The organism is Xanthobacter sp. SG618, from assembly GCF_012932745.1.
Lineage (GTDB): Bacteria > Pseudomonadota > Alphaproteobacteria > Rhizobiales > Xanthobacteraceae > Xanthobacter > Xanthobacter flavus.
In genome coordinates this window covers 472254-491115 of the sequence record NZ_JABBHL010000002.1, presented here as the reverse complement: position 1 = coordinate 491115, position 18862 = coordinate 472254, and the positions used below count along the sequence as shown (strand labels likewise).

17 protein-coding genes are annotated in these 18862 nt (G+C 68.2%); 4 read left to right on the top strand and 13 right to left on the bottom strand.

What is annotated here, in order from left to right; all coding sequences use genetic code 11:
* Positions 1–62: 62 nt before the first annotated feature.
* From FHT36_RS07755 to FHT36_RS07725, 7 genes are all read right to left on the bottom strand, one after another.
* Entirely contained in the window at positions 63–1130 is a 1068-nt protein-coding gene (locus FHT36_RS07755) for a cytochrome C (protein ID WP_169121913.1), read from the bottom strand.
* A complete protein-coding gene (locus tag FHT36_RS07750; protein WP_169121912.1) occupies positions 1127–2641 on the bottom strand; it encodes a cytochrome c in 1515 nt (504 codons plus the stop codon). The genes FHT36_RS07755 and FHT36_RS07750 overlap by 4 nt, the downstream gene beginning before the upstream one ends.
* Positions 2641–2991, bottom strand: a complete 351-nt coding sequence (locus tag FHT36_RS07745; protein ID WP_169121911.1) for a hypothetical protein — start codon at positions 2989–2991, stop codon at positions 2641–2643. Before FHT36_RS07745 ends, FHT36_RS07750 begins: the two co-directional genes overlap by 1 nt.
* A gap of 256 nt (positions 2992–3247) precedes the next feature.
* Complete coding sequence (gene cydX, locus FHT36_RS07740) at positions 3248–3373, bottom strand: cytochrome bd-I oxidase subunit CydX (RefSeq protein WP_169121910.1); 126 nt, start codon at positions 3371–3373, stop codon at positions 3248–3250.
* A gap of 12 nt (positions 3374–3385) precedes the next feature.
* Entirely contained in the window at positions 3386–4543 is a 1158-nt protein-coding gene (gene cydB / locus FHT36_RS07735; RefSeq protein WP_169121909.1) for a cytochrome d ubiquinol oxidase subunit II, read from the bottom strand.
* Positions 4544–4548: 5 nt separating this feature from the next.
* Positions 4549–6126: a cytochrome ubiquinol oxidase subunit I gene (locus FHT36_RS07730; RefSeq protein ID WP_169121908.1), complete on the bottom strand. Its 1578-nt coding sequence runs from the start codon at positions 6124–6126 to the stop codon at positions 4549–4551.
* 102 nt (positions 6127–6228) lie between these two features.
* A complete protein-coding gene (locus tag FHT36_RS07725) occupies positions 6229–7383 on the bottom strand; it encodes a cytochrome-c peroxidase (RefSeq protein ID WP_169122217.1) in 1155 nt (384 codons plus the stop codon).
* A gap of 262 nt (positions 7384–7645) precedes the next feature.
* Here FHT36_RS07725 and FHT36_RS07720 point away from each other — a divergent pair, with 262 nt between their 5' ends.
* Entirely contained in the window at positions 7646–8161 is a 516-nt protein-coding gene (locus FHT36_RS07720) for a DUF1269 domain-containing protein (protein ID WP_371744982.1), read from the top strand.
* A gap of 41 nt (positions 8162–8202) precedes the next feature.
* On the opposite strand, the gene FHT36_RS07715 is transcribed toward FHT36_RS07720, so the two are convergent.
* Positions 8203–9138 carry a GlxA family transcriptional regulator gene (locus FHT36_RS07715; RefSeq protein ID WP_169121907.1) on the bottom strand — a complete coding sequence of 312 codons (936 nt, stop codon included), beginning with the start codon at positions 9136–9138 and terminating at the stop codon, positions 8203–8205.
* Between the two features lie 87 nt (positions 9139–9225).
* On the opposite strand from FHT36_RS07715, the gene FHT36_RS07710 reads away from it, so the two are divergent.
* Positions 9226–9732 carry an isochorismatase family protein gene (locus FHT36_RS07710; RefSeq protein WP_169121906.1) on the top strand — a complete coding sequence of 169 codons (507 nt, stop codon included), beginning with the start codon at positions 9226–9228 and terminating at the stop codon, positions 9730–9732.
* Between the two features lie 19 nt (positions 9733–9751).
* On the opposite strand, the gene FHT36_RS07705 is transcribed toward FHT36_RS07710, so the two are convergent.
* The 3 genes from FHT36_RS07705 to FHT36_RS07695 all read right to left on the bottom strand — a co-directional run bounded on the left by FHT36_RS07705 (position 9752) and on the right by FHT36_RS07695 (position 14433).
* Complete coding sequence (locus FHT36_RS07705; protein WP_169121905.1) at positions 9752–10459, bottom strand: nitroreductase; 708 nt, start codon at positions 10457–10459, stop codon at positions 9752–9754.
* A 227-nt stretch (positions 10460–10686) separates the two neighbouring features.
* Entirely contained in the window at positions 10687–13119 is a 2433-nt protein-coding gene (locus FHT36_RS07700) for a TonB-dependent receptor (RefSeq protein WP_169121904.1), read from the bottom strand.
* A gap of 525 nt (positions 13120–13644) precedes the next feature.
* A complete protein-coding gene (locus FHT36_RS07695; protein WP_169121903.1) occupies positions 13645–14433 on the bottom strand; it encodes an NAD(P)H-dependent oxidoreductase in 789 nt (262 codons plus the stop codon).
* Positions 14434–14559: 126 nt separating this feature from the next.
* On the opposite strand from FHT36_RS07695, the gene FHT36_RS07690 reads away from it, so the two are divergent.
* A complete protein-coding gene (locus tag FHT36_RS07690) occupies positions 14560–15471 on the top strand; it encodes a LysR family transcriptional regulator (RefSeq protein WP_169121902.1) in 912 nt (303 codons plus the stop codon).
* Positions 15472–15525: 54 nt separating this feature from the next.
* Entirely contained in the window at positions 15526–15657 is a 132-nt protein-coding gene (locus FHT36_RS24670) for a hypothetical protein (RefSeq protein WP_281408755.1), read from the top strand.
* Between the two features lie 24 nt (positions 15658–15681).
* Here FHT36_RS24670 and FHT36_RS07680 read toward each other — a convergent pair whose 3' ends face one another.
* The gene (locus FHT36_RS07680) at positions 15682–17397 is read right to left on the bottom strand and encodes a GMC family oxidoreductase (protein WP_210257616.1); all 1716 of its coding nucleotides are present in this window, start codon (positions 17395–17397) and stop codon (positions 15682–15684) included.
* A complete protein-coding gene (locus tag FHT36_RS07675; protein ID WP_169121901.1) occupies positions 17397–18860 on the bottom strand; it encodes an aldehyde dehydrogenase family protein in 1464 nt (487 codons plus the stop codon). The genes FHT36_RS07680 and FHT36_RS07675 overlap by 1 nt, the downstream gene beginning before the upstream one ends.
* Positions 18861–18862: the final 2 nt, after the last annotated feature.

The window sequence follows — 18862 nt, the reverse complement described above, 5'->3', positions numbered from 1 at the left end:
GCGGCCCGCGAGGCAACGCGACCTTTGCGCCCCAGCGGCACTCCGTACCTCGCGCGCCGGGGTCATTTCACCGTCGCCGCAGTGGCGGAGGCGGCCTGCCGGCGGGCCTCCTCGGCCTTGCGCATGTAGTCCAGCGTCTTGGCGCGGACCATCTCGCGATGCTCGCTCACCGCCGCCTCGCGATAGAGGTGCCGCCCGGCGCCCATCAGCACCACCACCACCAGCATCAGCGAGGCGGCAAGGCCGAACATGCGGCCGATGGCGCCATCCGGCCCGCGGATCTCGCGGATCATCACCACGCACAGCGCCAGCGACACGAGGATGGAAAAGCCGAACAGGCCGAAGGCGCCGGCCTGCGACCCACTGGTGTGCGGCAGGGTGAAGAGGGCGACAGGGCCGACGAGGAACTGGGCCATGGTTGGCCAGAACGCCCAGCGATAGCCGAGGCGGATCAGCTCGGCCCGGCTGAAGCCGGTCTCGGCGATCTCCGCATCGCTCCGCCGGCGGAACAGCCACACCAGAAACAGGCCCACCATGGCCGGGCAGGCCAGCAGGAAATGGGCGTAGCGCGGCAGCACGTTGGGCAAGGCGAGGGCGGAGAGGAAACCGTGCACGCTCCCCCATTTCTCGGGAAACAGCATCAGATTGACGTTGGCGAGGAAGATCAGGGGGATGAACAGGAAGAGCAGGCACGCGACACCGGAAATGGCGATGTGCAGGGCCTTCATCGCCTCCATGCCGTGCCAGAGATATTTGTGGATGTAGGTGAGCACGAAGGCGATCACCACAAGCGGGATGATGGACACCCACAAAGCGCCGGTGAGCGCGTTCGCAGTATAGAAATAGACCGTATAGAGGGTGTTGATCGCCAGCAGCGGCCCCACGCCCAGCACCACCGCGATGCTCTTGTTGGCGGTGATGGTGGAGGCGATTTGATAAGCGAGGCGGTCGTAGCGCTTCTGCCTCAGCCCGCGCACTTCATAGATGAAGGACAGCAATGCCCCGCCCACCATGAAGTTCACGAAGGCGATGTGCATGAGGAAGAAGACGATCAGCACCGCCACCAGCACCGGCTCCGGCGCCGGCATGGGCAGGGGAATGTCGTTGGGAACGGGAATGTTGGGGTTCATCGCGTGCCGGTCTCCCGCGTGAGGGGCGTTGCGGAGGCCTGGGTGAGGGGTGGGGTGCCGGTGAGGGCGGCGCGCAGCGTCGGGGTGATGACGACGACGCCCGCCTGCTGGGCGCCGGGGATCGGCGCGCTGTTGTGCTGGAGGTGCTCGAGATAGGCGCCCATCAGCTCCAGCTCCCGCGCATTGCCGGGAAAGGGCGGCATGAAGGGCTGGGCCTCGTGCATGTTCTCGATGTAGCCGGCGGTGAGTTCGCTCTTCCAGGGCTGGTCGCCGAACATGCGTTGGAGATGGCCGGTGATGGAATTCACGCCGTGCCCGGTGTGGCAGCGCGAGCAGGTGTTCATGAACACGTCCTTGCCGGCCCGGATGCGCGTCAGCAGCGCCGCGCGCTCAGGCGCGGCAAGGCCCTCGGGCAGGCCGCTCTTCTCGGCGTCCGTCAGCGGGTTGGAATAGGTGGCATAAGCGAGCACGCCGTCGCGCTGGAGCAGGGCGTAATCATCCACCCTGAAGCCGTTGGCATACATGTAGCTGCCGATGACATAGGGCTTGCGGACGAATTCGCGCACCCGCTCGAAGTGTCCGGTCATCCACAGGATGGCGACGAACGGCACGATCAGGACGACGCGCGGCAGGAGCTGAGGCCGGGCGATCGCCCATTGCACCACCGCGAGGATGGCGACCACGGTGACCACCGCGATCTCCAGAAACTTCTGCTGCCACTCGGCGAATTGCAGGCTGGCCAGCGCCACGCCGAAATTCTCCCGCATGGCCTCGGGCACGACCGCATAGTACCAAAGCCCGCCGGCCAGAACGAGCGGCGCCGCCACCAGCGTCCAGACCGCGATGGCCCGGAGCGCCGTCGCCCGGAAGGGATCGTCCCGCTTCACGAAGAAGGGCACGAGGAACATGGCGATGACCCCCGCCATGGCAGCCGCGAGCGGCGTGCGGAAGGCGAGTTGCGGCAGGTAGACGGGGTTGGTGAACCCGCTCCACAGGGTGTGCTGGGAGAGCCAGTTCCCCGGGTCCATCATGAAGCCGAGGATGGAGACGATGATGGCCATCGTCACCCATGAGAAGAAGGCGAGCGCGAAGCCGAGGCGGATGTGGCGCACCTTGGCGGCGCCCGTCGCCCATGTCTTCCAGGTGAGCGTATAAGCGAGGATCAGGCAGACCTCGGTGATGAATACCAGCCATTCCACGAACCACGCCCAGAAGAAGACGCGGATGAGGCTGGCGATGGAATAGGGGTTCACCAGCGACACCGACAGCCAGATGCCGACGCCGGTCAGCGCCCCCACGGTGGTGGTGATGAGGAAGGCGACGAACAGGATACGGTAGGCGAGCCGGTCCCAGCGCGGATCGCCGCGCCGGTGGCCGTACCATTCCATGGCCGCGACAAGCGGCATGAGGCCCACCGCGAGGCCGTGGTTGATGAGCACATGCAGGATGGCGATGGTGGCGATGAGGCCGCGATTGCCGAGGATATCGAGGTGGAAGACGGGAAAGTCCATCAGGCCCTCGCGGCTTCGGGCGTGGCGTCCGCGCCATCGCTCGCGCCGAGTGCAAGTAGGGCGAATTCGATGGTGAACAGCACGAGGCCCATCGTGTGGGCGAAGCTGCCGGGGGCGTGGCCGACGACGAGGCTGATGGCGAGCGCGGCAAGCGCAGCGGCGATGGCCGGCGGCGCGAGCATCACGGCGAGATCGTAGGGGTGAAGGGTCAGCTGGTTCCGGTCCACGCGCCGCAGGGCCCGGACCAGCACCGCCGCCGCGCACAGGAGGACGGCGGCGCCGCCGATGAAGCGGAACAGTTCGGCATTGCCGAGCAGGATCAGGATGGCGGTGAGAAGCAGGGCATTCACCACCGCGAGCCGGTCGGGCCGGGCGGCAAGCCAGGCTCCAAGCCCAGCCCCAAATCGAGCCCCAAGCCCGGAAAGAAAATGGGCAGTCATCATTGGTCCGTCGTGCTGTGTTCGCGGAGGACCCAACTATGGTCGGGCACCCGCACGGCACGATTGGACAAACGGTCCAAGCCGGTGCTTCAACGCGCACCAGTGGAGTGGCCGAAAGGCCAAGGCCGGGACCGGATTTGCGTGCGGTACCGGCCTTGGCGAAGCGCTATTTCGGAACGGTCTTGCTGGCGAGCGCGCGGGCGCGGTCGTCCATCAGCTCAAACCACATGGCGTTGAGTACGGCGAAGGCGGCCGCCAGCGGCAGGCCGAGCAGCCAGGCGAAATACCACATCTTTGCGCTCCCTCAGTAGGCGTGGCCGGAGCCGTCGGCGATGGCTTTCGCGTCCACCTTGCCCCACAGCACGCGGTAGACCCACGTGGTGTAGGCGAGGATGACCGGCACGAAGACCACGGCGCAGACCAGCATGATGAACAAGGTGAGATGGCTCGAGGACGCATCCCACACGGTGAGGCTCGACCGCGGGTCGATGGAGGACGGCAGGATGAAGGGGAACATGGAGAGCCCCACCGTCGAGATGATGCCGAAGATGGCGAGCGCGCTCGCGAGGATCGCGCCGATCTCCCGCCGTGCGCGCAGCGCCGCGAAGGATGCCAGCGCGCCGGCGATGCCGAGGAACGGCCCGGCGATGATCCACGGCCGCGCCCCATAGTTGGCGAACCAGGCGTGGGGCGACAGCTCCGCCGCCTTGGCGAGCGGATTGGAGGGGCCGTCCTTCGCGATCTCGCCGACGATCCGGTAGCCGCTGACGCCGAAATAGAGCCAGACCCCGCCGAGGATGAAGAGCAGGGCGGTGACGAGCGCCGCTGTGCTGCCGATGGTGCGGGCCCGCGCCTCCACCTCGCCTTCCGTCTTCAGCACCAGCCAGTTGGCCCCGTGCATCACCAGCATCGCGACGCTCAGCAGGCCGCACAACAGGCCGTAGGGGTTCAGCAGCTCGATGAGGGTGGTGCCGTCATAGAAGATGCGCAGCTCGTCATTGAGGTGGAAGGGCACGCCCTGCAGCACGTTGCCCACGGCGACGCCCATGACCAGCGCCGGCACCAGCCCGCCCACGAACAGCGCCCAGTCCCACGCCGTGCGCCAGGCCGCGCCCTCGCGCTTCGAGCGATACTTGAAGCCCACCGGCCGCAGGATCAGCGCGAAGAGGATGGCGAACATGGCGAGGTAGAAGCCCGAGAAGGACACCGCATAGAGCGGCGGCCATGCGGCGAAGATGGCGCCGCCACCGAGGATGAGCCACACCTGGTTGCCCTCCCAGACCGGGCCGACCGTGTTGATGACCACGCGCCGTTCCAGATCGGTGCGGGCGACGAAGGGCAGCAGCATGCCGGTGCCGAGATCGAATCCGTCCATGATGGCGAAGCCGATGAGCAGCACGCCGAGCAGCAGCCACCAGATGACGCGCAGGGCGTCGTAGTCGATGAGGGTGTGAAGGATCATGGCAGTCACTCCGCGGCGGCGAATGCGGGGGGAATGAGCCGGGCCTCGGGGGCTTCGTCCGGCTCCGGTCCCTTGCGGATGGCGCGGAGCATCAGCGTCATCTCGACGACGATCAGCACCGTGTAGATGGCGGCGAAGCCGGCGAGCGTCGCCAGAACCGTCCCGGCGCCGAGGCTGGAGACGGCGGCGGCGGTGGGCAGCACGCCCTCGATGATCCAGGGTTGGCGGCCCACCTCCGCGACCACCCATCCCAGCTCCGCGGCGATCCACGGCAGCGGGATGGCAAGGACGGCGACCCAGAGCAGCGTGCGGCTGCGATCCAGCCGCCGCCGTGCGGACAGGTAGAAGACGAAGGCGGTGAAGGCGATGAAGAAGAAGCCGAGCCCCACCATCATCCGGAACGACCAGAACAAGGTCGGCACGTTCGGCACCGTGTCCCAGGCGGCCTGGTTCACCTGCGCGGCCGTCGCCTTGCGCGGGTCGTCCACGTAGCGCTTCAGCAGGAGGGCGTAGCCGAGGTTGCCGCCATTGTCCTCGAACGCCTGCTTCACCGCGGGCGCAATGGCCGCGCTGCTGCCGGCGGCGCGGATCTGCTGGAGCGCATCGAAGGCGACGATGCCGCTCTTGATGCGGGTTTCGGCGTGGCCGACCAGTTCCTCGATGCCGGGAATCTGCGTCGTCAGCGTGCGCGTTGCGATGAGGCCCAGCACCCACGGCACGCGCACCGCGAAGCGCGTCTCGCGCGCCGCCTGGTCCGGCAGGCCGACGATGGTGAAGCCGGCCGGCGCGGGCTCGGTCTGCCACATGGCCTCGATGGCAGCGAGCTTCATCTTCTGGTGCTCGCCGTCGAGATAGCCGCTCTCGTCGCCCAGCACGACCACGGACAGGGACGCGGCAAGGCCGAAGGAGGCCGCCACCGTCATGGACCGCTTCGCGAGATCGATGTGCCGGCCCTTCAGCAGGTACCAGGCGGAGACGCCCAGCACGAAGAAGGACGCCGTGACATAGCCGGCCGAGACCGTATGCACGAACTTCGCCTGCGCCACCGGATTGAACAATACGGCATAGAAGTCGGAGACTTCCATGCGCATGGTCTGCGGGTTGAAGGCCGCGCCGGTGGGGTTCTGCATCCAGCCGTTGGCGATGAGGATCCAGAGCGCGGAAAGGTTCGAGCCCAGCGCCACGGCATAGGTGGTGACGAGATGTCCCACCTTCGACAGCCTGTCCCAGCCGAAGAAGAACAGGCCGACGAAGGTCGCCTCCAGGAAGAAGGCCATCAGGCCTTCAATGGCCAGCGGTGCGCCGAAGATGTCGCCCACATAGTGGCTGTAGTAGCTCCAGTTCATGCCGAACTGGAATTCCATGACGATGCCGGTGGCCACCCCCAGAACGAAATTGATGCCGAACAGCGTGCCCCAGAACTTGGTCATCTGGCGCCAGATGGGCCGGCCGGTCATCACATAGACCGTCTCCATGATGGCGAGCAGGACCGAGAGGCCGAGCGTCAGCGGCACGAAGAGAAAATGGTAGAGCGCGGTCACGGCAAACTGCAGCCGTGAGAGGTCGACGGTATCGAGGATCATGGGATCTGCCGGGACGGTCCGGTCTCCTTGTCTCCGGCTGCACCCTGCGGCGCGGCCGGATTGATTTCGGGTGGGTCGACATGGGGCAGATCTCGTGTGCGCTCATGGCGTAAGCAGCGGCTCGTAGCGCGCGTCCGTGAGCGTCTTCAGGAAGGCGACGAGCGCATCGATGCGCCGGTCGTCGAGGGCGGGCGCGTCCAGAAGCTCGGCGCGCGAAAGCGTGCCGCCGACTTCGGGGGGAGCGAATGGACGGCCGGTCTCGGGGTTGATGCGGCGCGTGTCCGACTTGGTGACATAGCTGTTGTAGAAAAGGATGACCGTGCGCAGGTCCTGGAACACGCCGTTGTGCATGTAGGGGCCGGTGACAGCGACATTGCGCAGGGTCGGCACCTTGAACCGGCCGTCCTGCCGGCGGTCCTTCAGGTGACGACCGGCGCGCAGGCCGTGATCGGTGGGCGCGCGCAGGTCGGGGTTCGCCGGCACGCCGATATTGTGAAACTGGTAGTTCGAGAAGATTTCCGTGCGACTGCCCTGCGGCTCGATCTGGTGGCAGAGGTGGCAATTGGTGAACTGGGTGGAAAAGAACAGGACGCGGCCCAATTCTTCCTGATCCGTCATCTTGTATTCGCCGCGCAGGTAGCGGTCATATCTCGAATCGAAGGGCGAGACCTCCGGGCTGCGCTCATAGGCCGCCAGCGCCTCGGTCAGCGCGGCGAAGGCGCGGGTGTCGCTGGCGAGGACATCTGCACCGAACAGCCGGCCGAAGGCATCCACATAAGCCGGCTTTTCCTTCAGCCGCGCCACCACGCTCGCCTTGCTCGGCATGGCCATCTCGACGGGGTTGAGCAGCGGTCCCCCGGCCTGCGCCTCCAGTGTGTCGGCGCGGCCATCCAGAAACTGGCCGCCGACATAGCGGCCCAGCTCGTCCCGGTGAAAGCGCGGCGCGGAGGCCGCATAGCTCGTCGTCGGGGCGTTGCGCACGCCGCGCGAGCGGCCGTCCGATCCGAGGGAGACGGCGCCGCCCGCGGTGTCCTTGCGTGGGTCGGCGAAGCCGTGGGCCGGGTCATGGCAGGTGGCGCAGGACTGGTTGCGTCCGACGGAGAGGTCGGGGGCGGAGAACAGCATCGCGCCCAGCGCGATCCGCTCGGCTTCGTCCGCTCCGGCGCGCGCACAGGGTGGCGCGAGCGCGATCAGGAGCCCTGTGGCTGCGGCAACGATGACGCGTCCTGCGGGGTGCCGCCTCGATCTTCCAGACATGGCCTCGGCGTCCATTCGCACCGTGGCCTTGTCGCCGCGTTGCGGTACGCCAGCCATTGGACAAAACGCCCGAGCGCGCTCCTTTGGCCGGCGCGAGAGGCCCGCCGTCATCGGCCGCGTCGGAGCCGGGCGCGATCGACCTCATCGCCGCGCCATCGCCCCGGCCCCCCGGATCTGTGAACTTTTCACGACGCGATGGCGCCTCGCAGGGGGTTGCGCAACGGCGCGACTTGGCCTGTAGAGAGGCAGCGGGCGCGAAGCGATGCCCGTCCTACGGGAGCTGGAGACCAAGATGGCCGACCTCATCATCATTGCCTATGATTCCGAGGCCAAGGCGGAGGCCGCGCGGCAGGAGCTGCTCAAGCTCCAGAAGGAATATCTGATCGAGCTCGGCGACGCCGTGGTGGCGGTGCGTCAGGAAGACGGCTCCATCAAGCTGCACCAGATGATCAACACCACCGTCGCGGGCGCCGCTTCGGGCGGCCTGTGGGGCGGGCTCGTCGGCCTTCTCTTCCTCAATCCGCTGCTCGGCATGGCCATCGGCGCCGGTGCCGGTGCGCTCGCCGGCAAATTCACCGATGTCGGCATCAATGACGACTTCATCAAGCAGGCGAGCTCCGCCCTCGGCCCGAACCAGGCGGCGCTGTGCGTGCTCGTCGGCAAGGTGACGGCCGACAAGGTGGTCGCCGACATGGCCCAGTTCGGCGGCACCGTGCTGCAGACCAGCCTCTCCAAGGAGCAGGAAGAAAAGCTCCAGGCCGCGCTCAAGGGCGTCTGAGACCACGGCACAGGGGGCGCCGTCCGAACGGGCGGCGCCGCTCAATCCAGCCGCTGCCGCGCCAGCCATTGGCGCGGGGTGGTGCCGAGTTCCGAACGGAAGGCGAGGCGCAGCGCTTGCGCGTCCGCAAAGCCGCAGCGCTGGGCGATGGCGTCGAGGCCGCGAGCGCCTGAGGCCAAGAGGTCCTGCGCCTGCGCCAGCCGCGCCCGCTTCAGCCAGTCGCCGAGGCTGCCACCGGTGCGTGCGCGGATGTGGCGGGTGAGGCTGCGGCGGCTCATGCCCATGTGGGCCGCGAGATCGTCGAGCGCGGGCGTCGCCGAGGGGGCGGCCCGCAGGGTTTCCAGCAGCTCGGTCACCCTTTGGTCCGCCGGCGTGGCGATGGTCGGCCGCGCGATGATCTGCGGCTGCGCGCCGGCCCGCTGCGGCGCGACCACGAGATGGCGCGCCACCCGGTTCGCCTCGCCCACGCCGGAGAGCCGCGCCATGAGGTGCAGGCAGCAATCGAGACCCGCGGCGATACCGGCGGACGTCAACACCTGGCCTTCGTCCACGAACAGGGCGCCGGCATCCACCCGCACCTCGGGATAACGCTCCGCAAAAGCCTGCGCCCGTGCCCAATGGGTGGTGGCGCGCCGGCCCTGGAGCAGGCCCGCCTGCGCGAGGCCGAAGGCGCCGAGGCACAAGCCCACCACCAGCGCGCCACGCGCGTCCGCCGCTTTCAGTTCCGCGACGAGGGCCTCCGGCACCGGCTCGTCCGCATTCCGCCAGCCGGGCAGGATGACCACGTCCGCCGCGCGGGCTACCGATAAGGGGTGCGGCGCCTCGATCACGAGGCCGCCGGTGGCGGACAGGCGGGGCGCTTGCGCGCACACATCGACGCTGTGGCCGCCGGCGAGGAAGGGCTCGCCGAACACCGCAAGCGGCGTGGACAGCATGAAAGGGCTGATGCCGTCATAAGCGAGGATGGCAAGGCGCATTGGCCCAATCTACATCATTCTTGTCCATCAGGCCACTGATCGCCCGGCCGGCGCGGCTCTAGAAGGGGGCATTCGCAGGAGCACGACATGAGCCGCACCCTTCTCGTCATCGACATCCAGCAGGATTATTTCCCCGGCGGCGTGCTGCCGCTCTGGCAGGCGGAGGAGACCGAGGCGCGCATCGTCGCCGCCATCGGCAAGGCGCGGACGGCGGGCGACCGCATCGTGCTTGTGCGCCACGTCTCCGCCGCCCCGAAGGGCCTGTTCGCGGCGGATGGGCCGGGCATCGCCATCCGCCCCGCCATCCTTGCGGCGGCGGGGGACGCGCCCGTCGTCACCAAAAGCTTCGCCGATGCCTTCCAGGAGACGGACCTTGCCGCGCATCTCGCCGGCACGGACGAGCTCCTCGTGTGCGGAATGATGACGCAGAACTGCGTCGTCTTCACCGCACTGTCGCGGGATGCGGACGGCTTTTCGGTGAAGGTGATCGGCGACCTGTGCACCGCCCCCGTCGAGGTGGTGCACCGCATCGCCCTCAACGCCATCGGCTCGAAGACGACGCTCGTCACGGCCGCCGAGGCCGGGCTCGCCTGAGCCGGGCGGGGACGGCCCCTCAGGCGAGGGCGTCGATGAAGTGCGCGAAACTCTCCAGCGGCTCGCGCACCGTCTCGAAGCTGTTCTCCGGCGCCGCGGGGTCGGCGTGGCCGAGCGCCATGCCGCAGATCACCATCTCGGTGTCGGGGATCGCGAGGCGCTCAGCGATCACCGTGCTGTAGAGCATGAAGGCGGCCTGCGGACAGGTGTGGAGGCCGACGCCGCGCGCCGCGATCATGATGTTCTGGAGGAACATGCCGCAATCGAGCCAGGCGCCCCGCTCCATGTCGCGGTCGATGGTGAAGATGAGGCCCACCGGCGCATCGAAGAACAGGAAATTGCGGGCGTGCTGCTGCCGCATGCGTCCGGTTTCGGTCTTTCCGATGCCGAGAGCGCCGTAGAGGTCCCAGCCCACCTTGCGGCGGCGGGCCAGATAGGGCTCGCGCCATTTACGGGGGTAATAAGCATATTCCTCGGCGCCGCGATCGCCGGAAAGGGAGAGCGCGTGCAGCTCGGCCGTCAGCGCCGCGAGGGGCGCACCGCGCAGCACCCGCACGCGCCAGGGCTGGATATTGGAGCCCGAAGGCGCGCGGGCGGCAAGCTCCAGGATCCGCGCGACGGTCTCGTCTTCGACCGGCGTCGGCAGGAAGACGCGGATGGAGCGGCGCGAGCGGATCGCCTCCTCGACGGAGAGGGGCGGCACGGCGGTAACTGTGGGAAGGGTCATCGGGCAGAGATCACCGGCAACGAACGGGCCCAAGCGGGCGGCGCGGAAGGTAGCGCGTGCGCGGCGGTCGTTGAAGGGGAGCGTGCCCGAGGAGAGAGACAGGGGGCGGACCCGGTATGCGCCCCGGGTCCGCCCTGAGAGCGGCGATCGAAAGAGCCCCCGCGCCCGTCCGATCGCCCGATCGCGCAGATGAAGCGCGCGCCCGCCGCCAGCAGGCGCGCTGCCGGCTAGAAGGTGGCCTTCAGGCCCGCATAAGCGGAGAAGGGCTGGCCCGGCGACTGCATCTGCGGATTGTTGAGGCCAAGATATTCCGTGTCGAAGAAGGTGCCGTAGGTGGCGTACTTGGCGTTGAACAGATTGTTGATGTAGCCGAACACCTGGATGTTGTCCGTCACCTGATAGGAGGTGTGGATGTTGGCGACCCAGTATCCCGGCAGCATGGGCGCCTGGTTGGCGTCGTCACCCACATAATACTGGCTGGAGACGGCGATCACGTCGCCGCCCACCTTCCACTTGGGCGTCACCATATAGTCGAGGCCGAACTTCAGCGTCTGCGCCGGGATGCCGGGGATGGTGTCGCCCGGCGTCACAAGCACCTGCTCGTCCACCGCATAGGGGTTGTTGGGGGAGGCGAGATAGCCGGTGAACTGGTAGGTGGCGTTGAGATAGGCGTAATTGGCGTAGAACTTCCACGGCCCGTTCACATACTGCATCTCCGCCTCGAAGCCCTGGCGGCGGGTGGCGGGGACGTTGGTGAAATAGCCGTAGCCGGTCTGCTGGCTGGCCAGTGAGATGATGTCGTTGTCGCTGTCGACGCGATAGACGCCGAGCTTCCAGTTCACCTTGCCGCCGAACAGCATGCCGTTGCCGCGCAGGCCCACTTCGTAGGTGTGCGAGACCACCTGTTCCAGCGGCGGGTCCGCCACCAGAGAGTTTTCGAGCAGGCACGGGCGGTTGGGATCGGCGCAGTTCAGCTCCAGCGGGGTGGGCGCGCGGTTGGATTCCGAATAGCCGCCGTAGAGCGTCGCCTCGGGGGTGAGCTTGTAGGTGAGGCCGATCAGCGGGTTGATGCGGGCGAAGGTGTAGTCGCCGTTGAGCTGCGGGCTCGTTCCGGTGGCATCCTGCATGGAGATCTGCGCGATGTTGAGGCGCGCGCCGACCGTCAGGGTCGCCCGGTCGGTCATGTCGAAGGCATTGGTGGCGTAGAGGCCGTAATAGGTGGCGCTCGCATTGAGGTCCACCGGCAGATAGAAGACCTGATACTGCTCCGGCAGGGAATAGTCCGGAATGTTGTGCAGGTATTTTCCGAGGCCCACCACTTCCAGTGTATTGGTGTTGGTGATTCCAAGCTCGGTATTGGACCGGAAATTGATCTGGCTCGAATCCACGCTGCCGCCGACGACGAAGTAATTGTCGTGGCCGAGCAGCTTGTCGGTGTTGGTCGCCTGCACCGAGCCGCCATAGGTCGTGGTATCGGTCCAGGTGCGGTTGATGACGCCGTAGAGCTGGTTGGGGCCGAGCGCGGTGAAGGGGATGGTGTTGCCGTTCTGGTCATAGAGGACCATCTGGCTGCGGAACGCCGCATAGGAGGGATTGGTGACCGGATTGCCGCCGCCGGGTGGGCCGGTGAACTGGTCCTCCTCCAGGCACATCTTGGTGTTGCCGACGCCCGGATTCCACTTGTTGGAGCAGGCCTCGAGATCCGCGTCGTTGCCGTCCACATGCGACTGGCTGAACTTGCGGGCATAGAGGTTGCCCTGCAATTGCCAGGTATCGGTCAGGTCGTGGCGGCCGTTGAGGGCGATGAGGCCCATGTCGTTATTTGTCGTCTGCGGCCAGGTGTAGATGGAGTTCCAGTTCTGGTTCAGCATCTCCACCGGGGTGGGACCCACCACGCCGAGATTGGTGGTGGCGGCGCTGGCGACGAGGTGAACCTCGGTCTTGTCGTTCTTCCAGCCGAGGTCGCCGTAGAAGCGGGCGAGGTCGGACGGCGACTGAAGCCGCCAGCCGTCGGAATGCACCGCGTCGGCCGCGATATAGACGCCGAAGCCGTCCTTCTCGCCGCCATACTGGATGTTGCCGCCGATCTGGCCGAAGGACCCGCCCTGGATGCTGCCTTCGAAGCCGTGATAATTGAATCCGTTCTTCATCTGGATGGAGACGGCGCCGCCCAGCGCGTTGAGGCCGAAGGCGGGATTGTTGGAGAACACCTCGGCGCGGCTGATGGCGACCTCCGGGATGAGGTCCCAGTTCACCGTGTCGCCGAAGCCCTCGTTGAGGCGAATGCCGTTCTGGTAGACGGCGATGCCCTGCGGCGTGCCCTGCAGGGGCGAGGCGGCGAAGCCGCGATAGCGGAAGTCCTGGAAGAAGGCGTTGCCCTGCACATCCGAGGTGTTGGCGCTGGGCGTGTACTGGAACAGGCCGTCGGTGACGGCGAAGGAATTCAGCCGGTCGAACTGGTCGGCGCCGATGATGGTGACGGAGCCGGGCACCTTGTCCGCATCGATGCCGGTGCCGGAGAGCGGGGTGGTGGCGACCACCTCCACGGTACCGAGCTGGAGGGTGCCGGACGAATCGCTCTGCTCCTGCGCGACGGCCGGGAAGGCCGCGAGCAGCGCAGCCGGCACCGCCGCGGCGGAGAGGCCGAGCGCCACGGCCATGGCGCGACGCGAGGTGCTTGCCGCGGCCGTCTTGCCGGCTGTCGATTTTCCGGGAGCCTCGCGGCGGGACGCCACCCGCTGCGAATGTGCGCTCCGTGAGGCCCCGCTCTCGCGCTCCCCGTGCATCGCCCGCCCCTTTCAGCCCTCGTCCGACCGGGGCCGTTTTTTTGGCGGTGTGACGTCGCCGAGATGACCCGCGCCGGGCGCCGGGAACCGTGTGGGTCGTCACACCAGAATTCTACCACGATGAAACCATAAGCGCGCCCGAAGTGCCGTCAATCGCACGCGCTGCTGAGAATCCTCTTAGGATTTCAAGGTGTGTCTTCTAGGGAACGCTGCCGGGAAATTCGGGAAGATTCGGCAAAGAAAAACCGGGAACATTTGGCAATGCAGGCCGGCTCGGTCCGTTCGTCGCGTCTTCATCGACTATAGGCCGGGCCGACAACGCTTGTCCCGTTCGATTCTTCTGCGCCGTGTACGGGTGTGAACGACAGGACGGGCCGGGTAAAAGCCGGCCCCCGCCCCTCAGCAGCCGGCGTCAGCATCCGCCACATGGGCGACGATCCCCGTCCGGCCCGGAGCCACATGCTCGGCCATGGTGTGCCGGTCGGGGAAGCCGCCATTCTGGGCGCGGAAGGGGATGGGCGTGTCCGTGAACAGCCCGCCGAGCCGCTGCCGCCAACTGGCCTTCGCCGCCTCCACCTGCTCGGCGCTGGTGAAACGTCCTGCGCCGTAGACGGCGTGGACGGGCAACACCTCCATGCCCGGATAGAACAGGGCGCCGTGGGTGAGGGGAAACAGCAGCTGGTCGATGGGGCCGTTGATGCCGCGCGGGCCGTAGTCGGCGGCGGGGCCGCCCGTCAGCACGTTCACCAGCGCTCGCTTGCCCTTCAGGATGCCCTCGCCGTAGCGGTGCTCGTTGGTGCCGTTGCTGTAGCCATAGGCGAAGCCGAAGGCATAGACGCGCTCGATCCAGCCCTTGAGGATGGCGGGGACGCCATACCACCAGAGCGGAAACTGCAGGATCACGGCATCGGCGGCGAGGAGCTTGTCCTGCTCCGCCACCACGTCGGGCGTCTGCCGGCCTGTGGCATAAGCGTGGCCCGATTCGGCGACGAAGGAGAGCCGTTCCGGGTTGGCGCGGCTCGGGAAGTCGTCGGCATCGAACACCGCCTTCCAGCGCATGCCGTAGAGATCGGACGTGAGAATGCGGTGTCCCTCGGCGGCGAGCGTCTCCACCGTCACGTCCACCAACTGGCGGGTGACGGAGGCGCGCTCCGGGTGAGCGAAGACCACGAGAACTGTCTTGGACATGATTGAAAACTCCCTGGCCCCCGCTGCGGCCGGAGCCGGCCGGAGCCGCGCGGGGGCGACGCTTCGAAGCTAGGTCGCGTCGTGCTATCTATGAAATCGCATCTCTTCTGAATTGGCATAACCAAAATGGATACCAGCTGCCTCGACCTCAATCTTCTGGTCACGCTGGAGGCGCTGCTCGCCGAGCGGAACGTGACGCGGGCGGCGGCGCGGCTGCATCTCAGCCAGCCGGCGGTGAGCGCGCAGCTCGCCCGCTTGCGCGACCTGTTCGATGATCCGCTTTTGGTGCCGGCCCGGCGGGGCATGACGCCCACCGTCAAGGCGGTGGAACTCGCCGGCCCGCTCCGCGCCGCGCTGGACCAGCTGCGCGCCACGCTGGAGGCGCGCGACTTCGATCCGGCGACGGCGGACCTGACCGTCACCATCGCCTGCTCGGACTATATCCAGGCCGCGGTGGTCATGCCGCTGGTGGTGGCGCTGCGGGCGCGGGCGCCGGGGGTGCGGGTGGCCGTCCGTCATCTGGTGCCCGATCTGATCGAGCAGCAGCTCGCTTCCGGCGAGACCGACCTCGTGCTCACCACGCCCCGGCCGACGCAGGCGCGTCTGCGCGCGCAGCACCTGTTCGCGGAGACTTATGTGCTGATCGGCCGGCGCGGCCATCCGCGCCTGCGGCGGGGCCTGTCCATCGAAGCCTATGCCGAGCTGGAGCATGTGATCGTGTCGCCCAGCGGCGGCCAGTTCCGCACCCCCGTGGATGAGGGCCTCGCCGCTTTGGGCCACCGGCGCAACGTCGTGATGTCGGCCGCCTCGTTCCTGTTCATTCCGGAGATCGTCGCCGCGAGCGACCTTGTGGCGCTGGTGCCCCGCCGCCTGCTGCGCGATTCGCCCGCGCGGCTGGTGATGATCGAATTGCCATGGCTCGCCGAAGGGTTCGATGTGGACCTCATTTGGCACGAACGCACCCACGGCCATGCCGGCCAGCGTTGGCTACGCGCCCTCATCGCCGAGGTCGCCGGCGCGGCGCCGTCCGTACCCTAGGCCGGGCCCGTCGCCGCAGCGCTCGGCGCCTACACCAATGCGGAGCCGCATTACTTGCAGACCACCGGCTTCCTGCTGGACCCGGAGGGGCGGGTGGTGAACGCCGTCTATTCCAGCGGCCCCATCGGCCGGCTGGTGGCCGAGGACGTGATCGGCATGGTCGCCTATCTCAAGTCCAAGGCCTGAGGCTCTGCCGCCACCCGCGCCGCATCAGGCGCGGGCGAGGCCGGCGGCGATCTTCTCGGCGATCATCAGCACGGGAATGTTGGTGTTGGCGGTGGGCAGGCGCGGCATGGCGGAGGCATCCGCCACATAGAGGTTCTCGCTGCCGATCACCTTGCCGGTGGGGTCGAGCACCGCCTGCGGGTCGTCCGGCGCGCCGAGGCGGCAGGTGCCGCTGGCGTGCCAGACGCCGAACACGCTGCCGCGCACGAACGCCTCCAGCCGCGCCTCGTCCACGACGATCTCCGTCAGCGAGACACCGCCGGACATGAAGCGCTTCAGCGCCATATGGCGCAGCGCCGCCGGCACGTCGAGCAGTGCGCCCAGCGCCTCGGCGAGGAGCGCGTTGGTGCGGGACACGCGGCTCAGGCGTTTCACGAAGGGCGAGAAGGCGGCGGGGAAGACATCCCCCGCATCCAGGCTCAGCGCCTCGCAGACGAGGAGGGAGAAGAGGGTGCGCACGCCCGCCTTCATCCGCGCGAGGTCGCTGGGGTCGTCCAGCAGGTTGAGGTCGGCCTGCGGATAGGCGCGCGGATCGCCCGAGACGAGGCGCACGGAGCCGCTGGACTTCGGGCGGTTGCACCACAGGAAATAGAGCCCCAGCCGACGGCCGAGCCCGTGCCAGCCCGCCCGCGCCGAGGCGGTGGCGTAGAGGTCGGAGGCCTCGCCCCCCTCCACGCCGGAGGAGAACCGCAGGGCGGCGAAGCTGGCCCGGCGATAGGTCATGGGCAGGCGTAGCCGCTCCGGCAGATACTGGCAGAAGGTGAGGGTGGGATGGTCGCGCAGGTTCCGCCCCACGGCGGGCCGGTGGATGGCCACGGGCAGGCCGAGAGCGGCGAGCGCCACCCCGTCGCCGATGCCGGCGCGCATGAGGATGGCCGGCGTCTGCAACGCCCCCGCCGTCACCACCACGCGCCCGGCGGCGACTTCGGTGACGGCGCCGTCCCGCTCCACCTCGACGCCCGCGGCGCGGGCGCCGTCCATCCTGAGGCGCAGGAGACGCGTGCGCGGCCAGATCACAAGGTTGGGCCGGGCGCGGGTGGCGGCATCGAGATAGCCGACGGCGGCGGAGACGCGGCGGTCGTGCTCATTGTTGAAGGCGGGCGGAAACACGCCGTCCTCGAACTCGCCGTTCTGGTCCAGCCGGCGCGGCAGGCCGCTCGCCGCAAACGCGTTCGTGGCCGCCTCGGCGAAGGGCGGCCAGCCGGGCGGCAGGATACGGCGGATGGGAATGGGGCCGTCTTTGCCGTGCAGCGGGCCGCCGCAATCCAGATCGCGCTCGAGCTTGATGAAGAAGGGCAGCACGTCGTCCCAGCCCCAGCCGGCGGCGCCTAGGGTGGCCCATTCGTCATAGTCGCGCGGCAGGCCGCGATTGGCGGATTGCACGTTGATGCTGGAGCCGCCGCCCATGACGCGCCCCTGCTCATAGGCGCGCGATCCCCGCGCGCCGTCTGGCCGGCGGGCGGTGAAGGCGGAGAGGCCGGGCCAGACGAAGCGGTCGCCGTGGAACAGGCCCATGGGATAGCTGTCGGCGATGGCGTCGGGCACGGCGCCGGGCGGGGTGTCCTCCCCCGCCTCGATCAGGAGGACGCCGTGGGCGGGGTCGGCCGAGAGCCGGTTCGCCATGACGCAGCCGGCGGAGCCGCCGCCGACTATCACCGTGTCGAAGAAAAGCATGTCGGGAATGGGGGCGCGGGCGGGCATCAGACCACCCCGGCCTCCTGGTAGATGTGCTTGATCTCCATGAAGTCGATCAGCGCATCATAGCCGTGCAGCCGGCCGAGGCCGCTACGGCGATAGCCGCCCGTCTCGGCTTCCGCGAACAGCTTGTTGTGGTCGTTGATCCACACCGTGCCGTTGCGCAGCGCCCGGGCCACCCGCATGGCCCGCGCGCCGTCGCGGGTCCATACGCTGGCGGAAAGGCCATAGTCCGTGTGATTGGCGCGCGTCACTGCGTCCCTTTCGTCGGCGAAGCGCTCGATCACCACCAGCGGGCCGAAAATCTCCTCCTGCACGAAGAAAGCGCCCGTGTCGGCATGGGCGAGGAGGGTGGGGGAGAGGAAGCTGCCCTTTTCCAGCGCGCCGCCGGGGCGGCTGCCGGCGAGCACCACCTCGTCGGCGAGCGCCATGGCTTCTTCCGTCTTGCGCTCCACCTGCCCGCGGGAGGCTTCGTCGATGAGCGGGCCCATCTGGCTGCCCTCGGCCGCGCCGGGGGCGATCTTCAGGCTGGCGAGGGCACCCTTGAGCGCTGCCTTCATGGCCTCATAGCGGCTCTCGTGGACGAGGATGCGCCGCGCCGCCGTGCATTGCTGGCCGGCGATGATGGTGGCCGCCGCCGCGAGCTTCGGCGCCACGGCCTCCACGTCCGCATCCTCGAACACGAGGCAGCAGGATTTGCCGCCCAGCTCCAGCGACAGCTTCTTCATGGTGGGGGCGGCGTCGGCCATGATGCGGGCGCCGGTGGCGTTGGAGCCGGTGAAGGAGATGACATCCACGTCCCGCGAGGCCACCAATGTGCGCGCCACATCGTGCCCCGTCTCGGTCACGAGGTTGACGACGCCGCGCGGCAGGCCCTCCACCTGCGCCAGCGTGCGCAGGATCTCGGCGGTGACGAGGGCGGTCTGGGTGGCGGGCTTCACCACCGCCGTGCAGCCGGCGGCGAGCGCAGGCGTCAGCGCGCGGATGAGCAGGACAGCCGGCGCGTTCCACGGGATGACGAGGCCGGCGACGCCCGCCGGCTCCTTCAGCAGGGTCGAATAGGAGCCCGGCTCCACCTCGAACACATGGCCGGGGATGTAGCGCGTGATGCCCGCATAATAGCGGATCTCCGAGACGGAGCCGGCGATCTCCCCGCGCGACTGGGCCAGCGGCTTGCCGTTCTCGGCAGTGAGCAGGCGGGCGAGGGCCTCCGCTCGTCTTTCCATGGCATCGGCCCAGCGCAGCATCACCATCTGCCGCAGACGCGGGGCCTGCGCCCATTCCGGCAGCTCGAAGGCCCGCCGTGCGGCGGCGATGGCCGCCTCGGCGTCCGCCGCCCCGCTCGCCGGGAAATGGCCGAGCACCGCGCCGGTGGCGGGATCGAGGCTCGGCGCGGTCTCACCGGAGAGCGCGCCTTGCCAGATGCCGTCGATGAGGTTCTGGGCCGCGAGCGGGGCGATGGCGTTCATGG

What these genes read in the sequence shown, in the direction of transcription:
- FHT36_RS07690 (WP_169121902.1), top strand. Translation starts at nt 14,560, where the DNA reads ATGGATACCAGCTGCCTCGACCTCAATCTTCTGGTCACGCTGGAGGCG.
- FHT36_RS07725 (WP_169122217.1), bottom strand. Translation starts at nt 7,383, where the DNA reads ATGTCTGGAAGATCGAGGCGGCACCCCGCAGGACGCGTCATCGTTGCC.
- FHT36_RS07695 (WP_169121903.1), bottom strand. Translation starts at nt 14,433, where the DNA reads ATGTCCAAGACAGTTCTCGTGGTCTTCGCTCACCCGGAGCGCGCCTCC.
- FHT36_RS07755 (WP_169121913.1), bottom strand. Translation starts at nt 1,130, where the DNA reads ATGAACCCCAACATTCCCGTTCCCAACGACATTCCCCTGCCCATGCCG.
- FHT36_RS07710 (WP_169121906.1), top strand. Translation starts at nt 9,226, where the DNA reads ATGAGCCGCACCCTTCTCGTCATCGACATCCAGCAGGATTATTTCCCC.
- FHT36_RS07680 (WP_210257616.1), bottom strand. Translation starts at nt 17,397, where the DNA reads ATGCCCGCCCGCGCCCCCATTCCCGACATGCTTTTCTTCGACACGGTG.
- FHT36_RS07705 (WP_169121905.1), bottom strand. Translation starts at nt 10,459, where the DNA reads ATGACCCTTCCCACAGTTACCGCCGTGCCGCCCCTCTCCGTCGAGGAG.
- FHT36_RS07750 (WP_169121912.1), bottom strand. Translation starts at nt 2,641, where the DNA reads ATGGACTTTCCCGTCTTCCACCTCGATATCCTCGGCAATCGCGGCCTC.
- cydB (WP_169121909.1), bottom strand. Translation starts at nt 4,543, where the DNA reads ATGATCCTTCACACCCTCATCGACTACGACGCCCTGCGCGTCATCTGG.
- FHT36_RS07700 (WP_169121904.1), bottom strand. Translation starts at nt 13,119, where the DNA reads ATGGCCGTGGCGCTCGGCCTCTCCGCCGCGGCGGTGCCGGCTGCGCTG.
- FHT36_RS07730 (WP_169121908.1), bottom strand. Translation starts at nt 6,126, where the DNA reads ATGATCCTCGATACCGTCGACCTCTCACGGCTGCAGTTTGCCGTGACC.
- FHT36_RS07715 (WP_169121907.1), bottom strand. Translation starts at nt 9,138, where the DNA reads ATGCGCCTTGCCATCCTCGCTTATGACGGCATCAGCCCTTTCATGCTG.
- cydX (WP_169121910.1), bottom strand. Translation starts at nt 3,373, where the DNA reads ATGTGGTATTTCGCCTGGCTGCTCGGCCTGCCGCTGGCGGCCGCCTTC.
- FHT36_RS07675 (WP_169121901.1), bottom strand. Translation starts at nt 18,860, where the DNA reads ATGAACGCCATCGCCCCGCTCGCGGCCCAGAACCTCATCGACGGCATC.
- FHT36_RS07720 (WP_371744982.1), top strand. Translation starts at nt 7,646, where the DNA reads ATGCCCGTCCTACGGGAGCTGGAGACCAAGATGGCCGACCTCATCATC.